The 13,513-nt window shown below is 64.8% G+C and carries 14 protein-coding genes; 7 read left to right on the top strand and 7 right to left on the bottom strand.

Going from position 1 to position 13,513, the window contains the following annotated elements; genetic code table 11:
- Positions 1-59 precede the first annotated feature (59 nt).
- Positions 60-437, bottom strand: coding sequence for an SPW repeat protein (locus FHW83_RS25980; protein ID WP_176649266.1), 378 nt, complete (start codon positions 435-437; stop codon positions 60-62).
- 72 nt (positions 438-509) lie between these two features.
- Complete coding sequence (gene metH, locus FHW83_RS25975) at positions 510-4,271, bottom strand: methionine synthase (RefSeq protein WP_218106453.1); 3,762 nt, start codon at positions 4,269-4,271, stop codon at positions 510-512.
- Between the two features lie 237 nt (positions 4,272-4,508).
- Here metH and FHW83_RS25970 point away from each other — a divergent pair, with 237 nt between their 5' ends.
- Positions 4,509-4,781, top strand: a complete 273-nt coding sequence (locus FHW83_RS25970) for a BrnT family toxin (protein ID WP_176649264.1) — start codon at positions 4,509-4,511, stop codon at positions 4,779-4,781.
- A complete protein-coding gene (locus FHW83_RS25965; RefSeq protein ID WP_176649263.1) occupies positions 4,765-4,998 on the top strand; it encodes a hypothetical protein in 234 nt (77 codons plus the stop codon). Before FHW83_RS25970 ends, FHW83_RS25965 begins: the two co-directional genes overlap by 17 nt.
- On the opposite strand, the gene FHW83_RS25960 is transcribed toward FHW83_RS25965, so the two are convergent.
- The gene (locus tag FHW83_RS25960; protein WP_176649262.1) at positions 4,975-5,559 is read right to left on the bottom strand and encodes a 2-hydroxychromene-2-carboxylate isomerase; all 585 of its coding nucleotides are present in this window, start codon (positions 5,557-5,559) and stop codon (positions 4,975-4,977) included. The genes FHW83_RS25965 and FHW83_RS25960 overlap by 24 nt on opposite strands.
- Positions 5,560-5,568: 9 nt before the next feature.
- The gene (locus tag FHW83_RS25955) at positions 5,569-6,405 is read right to left on the bottom strand and encodes a CmcJ/NvfI family oxidoreductase (RefSeq protein ID WP_229224368.1); all 837 of its coding nucleotides are present in this window, start codon (positions 6,403-6,405) and stop codon (positions 5,569-5,571) included.
- Between the two features lie 79 nt (positions 6,406-6,484).
- On the opposite strand from FHW83_RS25955, the gene FHW83_RS25950 reads away from it, so the two are divergent.
- From FHW83_RS25950 to FHW83_RS25940, 3 genes are all read left to right on the top strand, one after another.
- Positions 6,485-7,402 (top strand): LysR substrate-binding domain-containing protein, encoded by a 918-nt coding sequence (locus FHW83_RS25950; RefSeq protein WP_176649261.1) that lies wholly within the window; start codon positions 6,485-6,487, stop codon positions 7,400-7,402.
- Positions 7,403-7,510: 108 nt separating this feature from the next.
- On the top strand, positions 7,511-7,960 hold the full coding sequence (locus FHW83_RS25945; protein ID WP_176649260.1) for a hypothetical protein: 450 nt from the start codon (positions 7,511-7,513) through the stop codon (positions 7,958-7,960).
- Positions 7,957-8,853, top strand: coding sequence for a DUF2145 domain-containing protein (locus tag FHW83_RS25940; protein WP_176649259.1), 897 nt, complete (start codon positions 7,957-7,959; stop codon positions 8,851-8,853). The genes FHW83_RS25945 and FHW83_RS25940 overlap by 4 nt, the downstream gene beginning before the upstream one ends.
- On the opposite strand, the gene FHW83_RS25935 is transcribed toward FHW83_RS25940, so the two are convergent.
- From FHW83_RS25935 to def, 3 genes are all read right to left on the bottom strand, one after another.
- Positions 8,850-9,488, bottom strand: a complete 639-nt coding sequence (locus tag FHW83_RS25935) for an NAD(P)H-dependent oxidoreductase (RefSeq protein WP_176649258.1) — start codon at positions 9,486-9,488, stop codon at positions 8,850-8,852. The two genes, FHW83_RS25940 and FHW83_RS25935, sit on opposite strands and share 4 nt — an antisense overlap.
- A gap of 99 nt (positions 9,489-9,587) precedes the next feature.
- Positions 9,588-10,541, bottom strand: coding sequence for a methionyl-tRNA formyltransferase (gene fmt / locus FHW83_RS25930; protein ID WP_176649257.1), 954 nt, complete (start codon positions 10,539-10,541; stop codon positions 9,588-9,590).
- A gap of 3 nt (positions 10,542-10,544) precedes the next feature.
- On the bottom strand, positions 10,545-11,087 hold the full coding sequence (def, locus tag FHW83_RS25925; protein ID WP_176649256.1) for a peptide deformylase: 543 nt from the start codon (positions 11,085-11,087) through the stop codon (positions 10,545-10,547).
- Positions 11,088-11,259: 172 nt separating this feature from the next.
- On the opposite strand from def, the gene FHW83_RS25920 reads away from it, so the two are divergent.
- Together FHW83_RS25920 and dprA are read left to right on the top strand one after the other, a co-directional pair.
- On the top strand, positions 11,260-12,351 hold the full coding sequence (locus FHW83_RS25920; RefSeq protein WP_176649255.1) for a LysM peptidoglycan-binding domain-containing protein: 1,092 nt from the start codon (positions 11,260-11,262) through the stop codon (positions 12,349-12,351).
- Between the two features lie 8 nt (positions 12,352-12,359).
- Positions 12,360-13,490 (top strand): DNA-processing protein DprA, encoded by a 1,131-nt coding sequence (dprA, locus tag FHW83_RS25915; RefSeq protein ID WP_373997272.1) that lies wholly within the window; start codon positions 12,360-12,362, stop codon positions 13,488-13,490.
- The last annotated feature ends 23 nt before the right edge of the window (positions 13,491-13,513 follow it).

The raw sequence follows: 13,513 nt of genomic DNA, 5'->3' as shown, positions 1-13,513 counted from the left end.
GCGTGCGTTGAGGTAGCGCATGCGTTCCATGGGTTCCGGCCTTCGCCGGAACGACGGGCTCAGGTCGCGTGGCCGGCACCCGGCCAGTGCTTGACCAGCTCCGGATCGGTCCGCATCTCCCACAGCGCCAGCACGGCCACGGCGATGCCGACGATGAGCGAGTTCCACATCAACTCGGTGTTGTCCTCGATGCGCAGCACCCATGGTGACACCGCCACCCAAATCCCCACCAGCAGGTTGAGCACCACGGCCCAGAAGTAGGTCTTGTACAGGTCGAACGCCGCCAGCAGCACCATCACCGCGCCCGAGATGAAGGCGGTCCACGCCTGTATCGATGGAATCGGATAGCCGAACACCCACGGCGTGATGAAGAACCACAGGCCCAGCAGCAGGATCAGCTGGTCCTGCCAGCGTTTGACGGATGGATTGTTTGCCATATTGCCTCCCAAGTAGATGCCGCCGGCTGGCGGTGTTCTACTTAGTCAGGCAAGGCATGCAAAAAGTTCAACTCAGGAGAGGTTGGGCGCCAGCCAGCGTTCCAGCTCGGCCTTGTCGACGCCGCGGCGCGCGGCCATGTCGCTGACCTGGTCGTCGCCGATCTTGCCGACCACGAAGTACTTCGATTCCGGATGCGCGAAGTAGAAGCCGGACACCGCCGCGCCCGGATACATGGCGAACGAATCGGTCAGTTCCATGCCGATCTCTCCCGCCTGCATGGTGTTGAACATCTCGCGCTTGACGGTGTGCTCCGGGCAGGCCGGGTAGCCTGGCGCAGGACGGATGCCAAGGTATTTCTCGCCGATGAGTTCCTCGTTGCTCAGCTTCTCGTCGGCCACGTAGCCCCACAGGTCGGTGCGCACGCGCTCGTGCAGGTATTCGGCGAACGCCTCGGCCAGGCGGTCGGCCAGCGACTTCAGCATGATCGACGAGTAGTCGTCATGCGCATCCTCGAAGCGCTTCTCGTGCTTCTCGATGCCGAGGCCGGCGGTGACGGCGAACATGCCGATGTAATCCTTGATGCCGCTGTCCTTGGGCGCGATGAAGTCGGCCAGGCACTGGTTGGGGCGCTGCACGCCATCGACCACCGGCTTCACGCCTTGCTGGCGCAGGCCGTAGTAGGTGAAGTCCACGGTCGAACGCGTATCGTCGGTGTAGATTTCGATGTCGTCGTCGTTGACCGAGTTGGCCGGCAGCAGCGAGATGACGCCGTTGGCGGTCAGCCAGCGGCCATCGATCAGCTTCTTCAGCATGGCCTGGCCTTCCTCGAACACCTTGGTGGCGGCTTCGCCCACCACCTCGTCGGTCAGGATGGCGGGGAAGGGGCCGGCCAGGTCCCAGGTCTGGAAGAACGGACCCCAGTCGATGTATTTGGCGATGGTGGCCAGGTCGACGTTCCTGAATTCGCGGCGGCCGATGAACTTCGGCTTGACCGGCGCGAACGCCAGCTTCATCTTGTTGGCGCGCGCCTCGGCCAGCGGCAGCATCGGCAGCGCTTTCTTGTTGGCGTGCTGTTCGCGGATGCGCTCGTAATCCTGCTCCAGTTCGGCGATGTACTGCTCGCGCGACTCCGGCGTCAACAGCGACTGCGCCACCGACACCGAACGCGACGCGTCCGGGACGTACACCACCGGGCCGTCGTAGTTGTGGGCGATCTTCACCGCCGTGTGGGCGCGGCTGGTGGTGGCGCCGCCGATCAGCAGCGGGATCTTCAGCATGCGGAAGTGCTCGTCGCGCTGCATTTCCTTGGCCACGTGGGCCATCTCTTCCAGCGACGGCGTGATCAGGCCGGACAGGCCGATGATGTCGGCGTTCTCCAGCTTGGCCTTGGCCAGGATCTCGGAGGCCGGCACCATCACGCCCATGTTCACGACCTCGAAGTTATTGCACTGCAGGACCACCGAGACGATGTTCTTGCCGATGTCGTGCACGTCGCCCTTCACGGTGGCGATGACGATCTTGCCCTTCGGTTTGGCGACGATGCCGGTGCGGCGTTCTTCCTCGGCCTTTTCTTCTTCGATGAACGGGATCAGATGCGCTACTGCCTGCTTCATCACGCGCGCCGATTTCACCACCTGCGGCAGGAACATCTTGCCCTGGCCGAACAGGTCGCCGACGATGTTCATGCCATCCATCAGCGGACCTTCGATCACGTGGATAGGACGGCCGCCCTTGGCCGCCACGGCGGCGCGCATTTCTTCCGTGTCCTCGGTGATGAACTGGGTGATGCCGTGCACCAGCGCGTGCGCCAGGCGCTTTTCGACCGGGCCGTTGCGCCATTCCAGCGTGGCCGCTTCCTGCTTGCCGGCGCCGGCCTTCAGCGTGCCGGCGAATTCGATCATGCGTTCGGTGGCGTCCTCGCGGCGGTTCAGCACCACGTCTTCCACGCGCTCGCGCAGTTCCGGCTCCAGGTCGTCGTAGACGCCGACCATGCCGGCGTTGACGATGCCCATGGTCATGCCGGCCTTGATGGCGTGGTACAGGAACACGGTGTGGATGGCCTCACGCGCCGGGTCGTTGCCGCGGAACGAGAACGAGACGTTGGACACGCCGCCCGAGATTTTCGCGTGCGGCAGGTTTTCCTTGATCCAGCGGGTGGCGTTGATGAAGTCCACCGCGTAGTTGTTGTGTTCCTCGATGCCGGTGGCGACCGCGAAGATGTTCGGGTCGAAGATGATGTCTTCCGGCGGGAAGCCGACCTTCTCGGTCAGCACCTTGTAGGCGCGGCCGCAGATTTCGATCTTGCGCTCGAAGGTGTCGGCCTGGCCTTTTTCGTCGAAGGCCATGACGATGACGGCGGCGCCGTAGGCGCGGCACAGCTTGGCCTGGCGGATGAACTCCTCCTCGCCTTCCTTCATCGAGATGGAGTTGACGATGGACTTGCCCTGCACGCATTTCAGGCCGGCCTCGATCACCGACCATTTGGACGAGTCGATCATGATCGGCACGCGCGAGATGTCCGGCTCGGAGGCGATCAGGTTGAGGAAGCGGGTCATCGCGGCCTGCGAGTCCAGCATCGCCTCGTCCATGTTGATGTCGATGACCTGGGCGCCGTTTTCCACCTGCTGGCGCGCCACGCTGAGCGCCTCGTCGTACTGCTCGTTCAGGATCATGCGGGCGAAGGCCTTGGAGCCGGTGACGTTGGTGCGCTCGCCAACGTTGACGAACAGCGAGTCGTCATCGATGGTGAATGGCTCCAGGCCCGACAGGCGCTGCGCGACCGGCACTTGCGGCACGGTGCGCGGCGGCACGCTGGCCAGGATCTCGCCGATGGCCTTGATGTGGTCGGGCGTGGTGCCGCAGCAGCCGCCGGCCACGTTGATGAAGCCCGCCTTGGCGAATTCCTTCAGCAGGGCCGAGGTGTCGGCCGGCAGTTCGTCGAAGCCGGTGTCGCTCATCGGGTTGGGCAGGCCGGCGTTCGGGTAGATGCAGACGTAGGTGTCGGCGATCTGCGACAGCTCTTCGGCGTAGGGGCGCATCAGCGCCGCGCCCAGCGCGCAGTTGAGGCCGATGGTCAGCGGCTTGGCGTGGCGCACCGAGTTCCAGAAGGCCGGCACGGTCTGGCCGGACAGGATGCGGCCGGAGGCGTCGGTCACGGTGCCGGAGATCATCAGCGGCAGGCGTTCCTGGGCCGGGTGGTCTTCGTAGTATTTGTCGATGGCGAACAGCGCGGCCTTGCAGTTCAGCGTGTCGAAGATGGTTTCCACCAGCAGCAGGTCGACGCCGCCGTCGATCAGGCCCTTGGTCTGTTCGTAGTAGGCGTCCACCAGCTGGTCGAAGGTGATGTTGCGCGCGCCCGGGTCGTTGACGTCGGGCGAGATCGAGGCGGTCTTGGGCGTCGGGCCGAGCGCGCCGGCGACGAAGCGCGGCTTGTCGGCGCTGCTGTACTTGGCGGTGGCGGCGCGCGCCAGCTTGGCCGCCTGCACGTTCATCTCATAGGCCAGTTCGCCCATGTAATAGTCGTCCTGGGCGATCCAGGTGGCGCCGAAGGTGTTGGTCTCGATGATGTCGGCGCCGCCGGCCAGGTAGCGCTCGTGGATCTCCTGGATCACGTGCGGCTGGGTCAGGGTCAGCAGCTCGTTATTGCCCTTCACGAACAGTTCGCGCGCGCCGGAACCGGCTGGCGCGGCGAAGTCGATGAATCTACCGTTGGGGCCGCCGCGATAGGCGGTTTCGTCCAGCTTGTACTGCTGGATGATGGTGCCCATGGCGCCGTCGAGGATCATGATGCGGCGGGCGAGGATCTCACGCAGCTGCGCATCGGTCTTGGACATGACGGTATGGGACACGGTGTTATTCATTTGATATCTCTAAGGTCGTGGAAGGCGCGCCCGTGGCAGAGGGCGGTCTGAGATTATACGGCATTGCTGAATAAGCTTCAGCCAAGGGAGGCATCGCCGCAACAATCTGCTGTTTCACTCTTCTGCGCGACCTCAAAAAGCATCATCGCTTTAGCGCACACCATCCAAAGGTGCGCGCCCTGCCGCGCTCTATACTTGAATGGAGCGGCCGTGAAATTCGTATGGGACGAGCGCAAAAACCAAAGCAATATAAAGAAGCATGGCGTGAGCTTTGATGAGGCAAAACGTGTGTTTGATGACTTCCCTGTAGTTTATTTCGATGTGGAGGGTTCATCGGACGAGGATCGTTACGTCGCGATTGGCTTTTCGGGAGCGCGATTGCTGGCGGTCGTATTTGTAAGTCGAGACGCTGATACGACGAGAATTATTTCGGCCCGGAAAGCGTCAACGTTTGAGGAGAGGCGATATGGGCGAGGATATTGATTTTAGTGATATTCCTGAGCTTGGCGAGGAGTTCTTCGCCAAAGCACGAAGAATTGGACCATTGGTTGAAAAAAACAGCGTGGTTGTCGACAGTGATATTTATGAATGGTTTAACTCTACCCTTCCTGAGCCCGAATGCTCGAAGCGTATTAGTCAAGTTTTACGCGTCTATATGGAACGCTACCGCGCGCGGTTAGCGACGGCTGGCCAACGCTAGGGCATCTTCAAGGCGGTCATTGCCCCAGTACATTTCGGGGCCGACGAAGAAGGTGGGGGCGCCGAAGATGTGCAAGGCCTTGGCCTCCTCGCCGCGGGCGCGCAGGCGGGCTTTGTTGTCGGCCGACTGGGCGGCGGCCAGCAGGGCGCCGGCGTCCAGTCCGATGCCGGTGAGGATGGCGGCGATGACGGTTTCGTCGCCGATGTCCTCGTCATGCTCGAAGTTGGCCAGCATCACGCGCGCGCAAAACTCGGCCATCCACGGTTGATGCTCGCCCAGCAGGGCCACGCGCGCCGCCAGCAGCGAGCGGCGCGGGAATTCGGATGGCTGGCGCCATGGCAGGCCGTACTTGGCGCATTCGCGCGGCATGTCGCGCCAGACGTAGTCGCCCTTGTCCTTCTGCAGCACAAATGGCGAGTTGTCCCAGCCCTGTTGCTTGAATATCGGCCCCAGCAGGAACGGCTTCCAGTTCACGGCGATGTCTTTTTGCCGCGCCAGCCGCAGCACGCTCAGGTAGCTGTAGTTGCTGGCGAAGTCGAACCAGCAGGCGATTTCTTTCATGGCGCTCTCCTAGGCATAAATCAGCAGGCAACGGATTTCAATGCTCACCCTGGGCGGCGCGTCCGGCGGTGTGAAGGGATGTTCGAAGGCGGCGTGCGGCGTGTGGCAGGCCGCTGCCGCGGAATCGAACTGTTTGAAGATCAGCACCTCGTCGCGCGTCATGGCCGGGAAGTAGGACCATGCATGAGCAGGATTATGCAGCAATTGGTAGATTTCGCCAGTGCGGTCGGGATAGTGAATGTCGCTGGCGACCAGGTCGCCGGCGGCCACGCTGCGCGCGTCGCACATGGCCAGCGGGGCGTCCAGCACCGGATGGCGGGTCGAACGCCACAGGTTGAGGATGGCGTAGCGTCGCACCTGCACCGCGCGCGGGCCGAGTTCCAGCGTGAGCCGGCGCTGTGCCGAGGCGGCGGTGAAATCGCAGTGCACGCGGCCGGCCGCGCCGGGACGGTGGCCCTGGATGCGGCCGAACGCTTGCGGCGGCCCCGGCTGGCGCTCGCGCACCAGGTGGTCGAATACGAAGGCTGCGCTGGCGCCGGAGACGGACAGCGCCAGTTGCGCCATCTCGGGGTAGTAGCGCCGCACGATGTCGCTCTTGTTCTGGAAGTCGTCCAGCGCGGTGGGGGCGTGGCGCAGGGTGTAGCCTTCGCGCTCCAGCGAGGTGGCGGCGGCGCGCGCATCATGGATGGTGACGGGTTTGCGGACGTAGTCGGCGTTCTCCACCGGTTGGCCGTCGGGTGGTGGGCACATCCACGTGTGCGGACGTTGTGAAGTCGGGCAGAGGTATTCCAGTGTGGTGGCGATGGCGGGTGTCATGGCTTGCTCCGTGGTGTAGGTGCTGCCCATTGAATCGCATCGGACTGGCGCGCTCAAACGGTATTTCGGACGCTTTCGCATTCCCTGTGAGCATGTGATACATTGGCTTATGCCCGACCGACTCCTTGACCTGCCGCCGCTGGACTTGCTGCGAAGCTTTGTCGCAGTCGGCAGGCGCATGAGTATCACCCTGGCGGCGCAGGATTTGTGCCTGACGCAGTCGGCGTTGAGCCGGCAGGTGCAGGCGCTGGAGGCTGCTCTTGGCTATCCGCTGCTGGTGCGCGGTTATCGCTCGATCGAGTTCACCGGCGAGGGCCGGCGTTTGTTCCGTAGCGCCGATGCGATGCTGGAGCAGCTTGGCGAGGTGATTGATTCGCTGCGGCCCGGCGAAGCAAGGCCGGTCGTCACGATCAGTGCCAGCATCGGCGTGACGGCCTTGTGGCTGCTGCCGCGCCTCAACGCTTTCCAGCAGGCCGCGCCGGGAGTCGATGTGCGCGTGGCGGCCAGCAACCGCTTTGCGGATCTGGAGCGCGAGCAGATCGATATGGCGATCCGCTATTGCCGCCCGCAGGATGCGCCGGCGGGCGCGCTGCGCCTGTTTGAGGAGGCGCTGGTGGCGGTGGCTCACCCGTCGCTGGGCGTGGAGGCGATTGAACAGCAACTGCGCGGACACACCTTGCTGGAGTTTGATGACGCGTCACGCCCTTGGCTGCAATGGCCGGCATGGCTGCGCGCGGCTGGCGCCGGGCGCGGCAAGCCGCGCGGCGTGCTGCGGTTCAATCAGTACGATCAGGTGGTGCAGGCGGCGCTGGCGGGGCAGGGCGTGGCGCTGGGGCGCTTGCCTTTGGTGTGCGACCTGCTGGCGCAAGGGCGGCTGGCACTAGCCAGCAAGCAGCCCGCCACCGGCTGCGATTACGCCTATTGGCTGCATACGCGCGCCACGCAGGGCATCGACGCGCTGCGCTTGCACGACTGGATGATCGCGCAGGCCGCCGCTACCCGCGCGTTGTCCAGTTGCCGGCATTGACCCCGAAGTTGGTTTTCATGACTTCGGCCACACGCGGCCGGCCTTGCTTTCTACGCGTCACCTTTTTGTGGCGTAAAATTCGTCATTTTTCGAGCTGAGGAAGTGTTGATGAAAATCTCTTTGCGTTTGATCACTATTGTCGCCGCGCTGGGCCTGGCCCTGCATGCGCGGGCGGAGAGTCTGGCGTCGTCGGCATCGAGCGCCAGCTCGGCGTCCAGCGGCAGCGTGTCCGATTCGCTGTCCAGTTCCAGCAACAGCTCGAACAACGGCCGCCGCGTGGCCGATGGCGATTACCGCATCATCCAGATCGCCGCCACGCCGGAGCGCGTCGGCCGCACCCGCGTCACCATGCAGGCCGATAACCCGGAGCAACGCGTTGTGCTCGACCTGCCGCAATCGACTTTCGATCAGCAGCGGCTGGCGGTTGGCGACGCCATGTATGCGCACAACCGCGTCTATGGCATCGAGTTCGGCCGCGCCGACAACCGTCAGCCGTTCTACCTGGTGCTGGCCGATGAGTGGTATGGCGAGCTGGGCTCCCGTCCGCTGAGCCTTTGAAGCGACGCCTCGCGCTGCTGCTGTGCCTGCTTGTCAGCGCCGGCGCGGCCCACGCTTCTTCCGCGCGCTTCTGCGACCGCTCGCATGAACTGAGCGCCGCCGAGCAGGATCGCCTGTTGCGCTTCGCCGCCGTGCTGCGCGACGAACTGGCCGCCACCGATGAAAGCGTGGCGCTGCTCAGCCGGTCCGGCCTGGATCTGTCGCGCTTCCACATCCGTTACTCGCATGCCGCCGTGGCGTGGCGTTCCGAGCAGGGCGTCTGGTCGGCGCGCCAGCTCTACTACGCCTGCGATGAAGGCCGCCCGCGCATCTACGACCAGGGCATGGCCGGCTTCGCCATGGGCACCGACGATGCCAATCTCGGCTACCTGAGCATCGTGCGCCTGCCGCCGCAAGCGGCGCTGGCGCTGCGGCCCGCAGTGCTCGACACGCGGCGCGCGCTGCACCTGTTGGCTGCGCAATACAGCGCCAACGCCTACGCCTACAGCCTGCGCTACCAGAATTGCAATCAATGGCTGATCGAGATGCTGGCGGCGGGGTGGGGCGGTCTGGCCGATGGCGAGGATTTGCGGGAACGTGCGCAAGCCTGGCTGCGCGATGAACAGTACGCGCCGCAGCCGGTGGAAGTGGGCTCGCGCTTCTGGATGCTGGCATCGTACTTCGTGCCGCTGCTGCATCTGGACGATCACCCGGATGCGGATCGCGCCGCGCTGCAACTGCGCATCAGCCTGCCAACCACGATAGAGGATTTTGTGCGCGCCCGCTTTCCGCAAAGCGAGCGCGTGGAGCTATGCCACGATGATAAGCAGATCGTCATTCATCGCGGCTGGACGCCGGTCGCCGACGGCTGCAAGCCGGCGGACGGCGACCGTGTCATCCCGCTGGTCGATTAAACCAGTTCGGTCACGAATTTCTCGCGTGGGCGGCGCACCTTTTTCAGGTTGACCAGCCAGTCGCCTTCCGGCTGGCGATAGCCCAGCGGCAGGATCACCACGCTGCGCAGGTTGCGCTCTTTCAGGCCCAGGATCTGGTCGACGGCGGCCGGATCGAAGCCTTCCATCGGCGTGCTGTCGACGCCTTCGGCGGCGGCCGCCACCAGCGCCACGCCCAGGCCGATGTAGGCCTGGCGGGCGGCGGCGTCAAAGTTGGCGGCGTCGCCGCGCGCGGCGACGATGCCGTGCAGCTGCTTGCGGTAGGCTTCCCAGCCTTCGTTGATGAAGCCGCGCACTTCGTTGGTGTAATCGAAGGCCGCGTCGATGCGGGCCGGGGTGATGTTGTCCCAGGCGGCGAACACCAGCAGGTGCGAGGCGTCGGTCACTTGCGACTGGCCCCACGCCACTTCGCGGATCTTGGCGCGCAGGCCGTCGTTCTTCACGACGAACACCTCGAACGGCTGCAGGCCGCTCGAGGTTGGCGTCAGGCGGATGGCTTCGAGAATGCGGTTCAGCTTCTCTTCATCCAGCTTTTTCGATGGGTCGAATTTCTTGGTGGCGTAGCGCCAGTTGAGGTGATTGATCACGTCGCTCATATGCCTATTCCCTTTGAGTATAAGGCCCGGCTTCAAATGTGCCGGGCATTAATCCATCATAACGAATCTGCGGCGATCGTGCTTGAGACCGCTAAATTTTCAGCTGAAGCGCTGGCCTTCGAGCGGGAAGCCCTTGATGAATTCGGCCGCGGGCAGACGCTTGCCGCCCGGCTTCTGCAACTGCGTCAAGCGCAGCGCGCCGGCGCCGCACGCGACCACGATGCCATGCTGCGCGTCGGCCGACAGCACGGTGCCGGCCGGCGCGTTGCCGCCTTCCACCACTTGCGCGCCCCACAGCTTGACGTGGAAGCCGTTGACCGTGCCGTGCGCGCCGGGGAAGGGATTGAAGGCGCGGATCTTGCGGTCGATCTCCAGCGCCGGTTGCGAGAAGTCCAGCGCCGCTTCCTCCTTGCTGATCTTGGCCGCGTAGGTGACGCCTTGCTCCGGCTGCACCACGGCTTCCAGCTGGTTGTGGCGGTACTTGTTGAGCGCTTCGACGATCATCCTGCCGCCCAGCGCGGCCAGCTTGTCGTGCAGGCTGCCGGTGGTGTCGCTGTCCTCGATCGCCACTTTTTCGATCAGCAGCATGGGGCCGGTGTCCAGGCCCTCCTCCATCTCCATGATGGTGATGCCGGTTTCCTTGTCGCCCGCCTCGATGGCGCGATGGATCGGCGCGGCGCCGCGCCAGCGCGGCAGCAGCGAACCGTGGATGTTGAGGCAGGGCTTGATGTCCAGCGTGCTGCGCGGCAGGATCAGGCCGTAGGCCGCCACCACCATCACGTCGTAGGGCGTCGACAGCAGGCGCTGATGCGCGGCCCTGGCTTCCTCGGCGCGCTGAGGGTCCTTGCTGTCCACGCGCAGCGATAGCGGCTGCAGCACCTCGATGCCCTTCGACAGCGCGTACTGCTTCACCGCCGACGGTTGCAGCTGCATGCCGCGGCCGGCGGGGCGGTCGGGCTGGGTGAGCACCAGCGGGATCTCAAAACCGGCCTCGTGCAGCGACTGCAGGGCCACGGCGGCAAACTCCGGGGTGCCGGCGAAGATGACTTTCATGGTTTAGTAGCGACGGCCTTGCGCACGCAGCTGGGCTTCGCGCTGCATGCCGCGCTCTTCCTTCTGCAGCTTGGTCTTGATGCGGTTGCGTTTCAACGGCGACAGATACTCGACGAACACCTTGCCTTGCAGGTGGTCCATCTCGTGCTGGATGCACACGGCCAGCAGGCCGTCGGCGTCCACCTCGAACGGCTGGCCCTTGACGTCGTAGGCGCGCACTTTCACTTGCGACGGACGCTCGACGCCGTCGTAGATGCCCGGCACCGACAGGCAGCCTTCGTCGTACAGCTGCTTGTCGTCGCTGCTCCACAGGATTTCCGGATTGATGAAGGCGGTCAGCGCGCTCTTGTCCTCAGTGATGTCGATCACGATGACTTGCTCGTGCACGTCCACCTGGGTGGCGGCCAGGCCGATGCCGGGCGCGTCGTACATGGTCTCGGCCATGTCGGCCACCAGCTTTTCCAGGCGCTCGTCGAACTTGGTGACGGGCGCGGCGATCTTGTGCAGGCGCGGATCGGGGTAACGCAGAATATTTAAAATTGCCATGATGACTAAGTGAAAACTATGTGGATGCCTTGCTAAGGCCCTGTAACCACGCGGGTTTGCGGTGCGCGGTTTCGCTTGCTAGTTCAGGGTTTTATGGGCAGAATTTGATTCAATTTGGCAAGCTTTACCGCTCTGCTGCCGTGTGCTTGCGGCGCACTTACTGGATCTATTAATGAAAAATTTTAGCACAGTCAGTACCCGCTTAGCATTGGCCGCCCTGTTTACCGCCGCCCCGGCCGCCTCGGCCGCGCCCCTCAAGTGCGAATTCCGTCCGGACGCGCCGGACCAGCATGTGGTGGTCAAGGGCGATACCCTGTGGGACATTTCCGGCACCTTCCTGCAAAAGCCGTGGTGCTGGCCCACGGTGTGGGGCATGAACCGCGATGAAATCGCCAACCCGCATTGGATCTATCCGGGCCAGATCATCTGGTTCGACCGCGCGGCCGGGCGCCTGCGGCTGGGCAAGCAACTGGCCGACGGCCTGAACGATCCGTCCACCCAGAAGCTGGAACCGCGCGTGCGCACCGAGGGGCTGGGCCGGGACGCCGTTCCCTCCATCCCGCCCGGCGTGATCGAACCGTTCCTGACCCAGCCGCTCATCATCGAGGATGACGAATTGAAAGGCGCGCCGCGCATCGTCGCCACACAGGAGGGCCGCGTGTTCCTCGGCAAGGGCGACAAGGCTTATGTGCGCGGCGACTTGCAGGGCAACAGCGCGTTCCAGGTGTTCCGTCCCGGCGCCGCGCTGAAGGACCCGGTCACCAGGCAGGTGATCGGCTACGAGGCGTTCTACCTCGGCACGCTGAAGTTGCAGGCCGAGGCCAAGCCCGGCGTCGATGTGCACACCTTCACCGTGGCCACCGCCAGCCAGGAGATGGGCAAGGGCGACCAACTGCGCGCGGTGCCGCCGACGCCGTTGCAAAACTACGCGCCCCATCCGCCCGAGCGGCCGGTGGACGCGCGCGTGGTGGCGATCTATGGCGGCGTGACGCACGCCGGCCAGAACCAGATTGTCAGCATTAATCGCGGAAAGCTTGACGGGCTCGATGTCGGCGCCGTGCTGCAGCTGTACCATGCGGGAAGAACTGTGAGCGATTCCACGGCCAAGAGCGGCTGGTTCGGGCGCGAGCAGCAGGTCAAGCTGCCGGATGAGGAAGTGGGCAGCTTGTTTATCTTCCGCACGTTCAAGCATATTTCCTACGGCTTGATCATGCAGGTGACCGCGCCGGTGGAAGTGGGCGACGTCGCCAAGTCGCCGGAGTGACCCGCGCCGTGCAAGCCACGGATACCCCAAGCGAAGTGAGCAGGCCAGTGCTGGCGGACTGGCTGCGTCTGCAACAGACCGGCGGCGTCGGCCTGCTGACCGCGCACAAGCTGCTGGAACGCTTCCGCAGCCCCGGCGCCATCTTCGCGGCCAGCCGCGCCGCCTTGCTGGAGGTCGTCGCCAGCCGCCAGGCCGACGCCCTGCTGGCCGCGCCCGCCGGCGTCCCGGCCGCCGAGCTGGAACGCTGGCTGGACCTCATGCAGGCCTGGCAGGCGCAGCCCGGCAACCGCCTGCTGCCGTTCGGCCATCCCGATTATCCGGAATACCTGAGCCACATCGTGGCCGCGCCGCTGCTGCTGTACGTCAAAGGCCGCGTCGAGCTGCTGCCCCGGCGCGCGGTGGCGGTGGTGGGCTCGCGCAACGCCAGCCGCCAGGGCGTGCTGAACGCGCAGGAGATGGCGCAAACCTTGTCGGAGGCCGATCTGACGGTGGTCTCGGGGCTGGCCCTGGGGATCGACGCGGCCGCCCACCTGGGCGGCTTGAGCGGGCCCGGCAGCACGGTGGCGGTGCTGGGCACCGGCATCGACCGCATCTATCCGGCCCGCAACGGCGCATTGGCGCGCCGCATCGCCGAAGAAGGTTGTTTAATTAGCGAGTGCGCGCTGGGCACGCCGCCGTCGCGCGACAATTTCCCGCGCCGCAATCGCATCATCAGCGGCCTGTCGCGCGGCGTGCTGGTGGTGGAGGCGGCCGCGCAGTCCGGCTCGCTGATCACCGCGCGGCTGGCGGCCGGGCAGGGGCGCGATGTGTACGCCGTGCCGGGATCGATTCATGCGACACTGTCCAAAGGCTGTCATCAGCTGATCCGCGAGGGCGCGCGGCTGGTGGAATCCGGCGCCGATGTGTTGGCGGACATGCAAATGCTGGCGGACGGCGAGGCCGGCGGCCGGCCCGCGCTGGACGACAGCTTTGTCGACCGTGTGCTGGAGGCCATGGGGTGCGACCCGGTGCAGGGCGAGGTGCTGGCCGTCCACCTGAACCAGCCACCGGGCGAGCTGCAGGGGCAGTTGCTGGCGCTGGAGCTGGCCGGCCTGCTGGAACGGTTGCCTGGCGGAATGTTTCAAAGGCTGCGGGCATGAACAGCACTTGTCTCCGATTCGTT

It is taken from the genome of Duganella sp. SG902 (assembly GCF_013376005.1).
Taxonomy (GTDB): Bacteria; Pseudomonadota; Gammaproteobacteria; order Burkholderiales; family Burkholderiaceae_D; genus Rugamonas.
Note: the sequence above shows the minus strand (reverse complement) of the source record. Positions and strands in the feature narration are given on the sequence as shown.

Excerpts from the sequence above, each read along its gene's own strand:
- FHW83_RS25950 (WP_176649261.1), top strand. The coding sequence starts at position 6,485 with ATGCCCGACCGACTCCTTGACCTGCCGCCGCTGGACTTGCTGCGAAGC.
- metH (WP_218106453.1), bottom strand. The coding sequence starts at position 4,271 with ATGTCCAAGACCGATGCGCAGCTGCGTGAGATCCTCGCCCGCCGCATC.
- FHW83_RS25960 (WP_176649262.1), bottom strand. The coding sequence starts at position 5,559 with ATGAAAGAAATCGCCTGCTGGTTCGACTTCGCCAGCAACTACAGCTAC.
- FHW83_RS25965 (WP_176649263.1), top strand. The coding sequence starts at position 4,765 with ATGGGCGAGGATATTGATTTTAGTGATATTCCTGAGCTTGGCGAGGAG.
- fmt (WP_176649257.1), bottom strand. The coding sequence starts at position 10,541 with ATGAAAGTCATCTTCGCCGGCACCCCGGAGTTTGCCGCCGTGGCCCTG.
- FHW83_RS25980 (WP_176649266.1), bottom strand. The coding sequence starts at position 437 with ATGGCAAACAATCCATCCGTCAAACGCTGGCAGGACCAGCTGATCCTG.
- FHW83_RS25945 (WP_176649260.1), top strand. The coding sequence starts at position 7,511 with ATGAAAATCTCTTTGCGTTTGATCACTATTGTCGCCGCGCTGGGCCTG.
- def (WP_176649256.1), bottom strand. The coding sequence starts at position 11,087 with ATGGCAATTTTAAATATTCTGCGTTACCCCGATCCGCGCCTGCACAAG.
- FHW83_RS25920 (WP_176649255.1), top strand. The coding sequence starts at position 11,260 with ATGAAAAATTTTAGCACAGTCAGTACCCGCTTAGCATTGGCCGCCCTG.
- FHW83_RS25935 (WP_176649258.1), bottom strand. The coding sequence starts at position 9,488 with ATGAGCGACGTGATCAATCACCTCAACTGGCGCTACGCCACCAAGAAA.
- FHW83_RS25955 (WP_229224368.1), bottom strand. The coding sequence starts at position 6,405 with ATGGGCAGCACCTACACCACGGAGCAAGCCATGACACCCGCCATCGCC.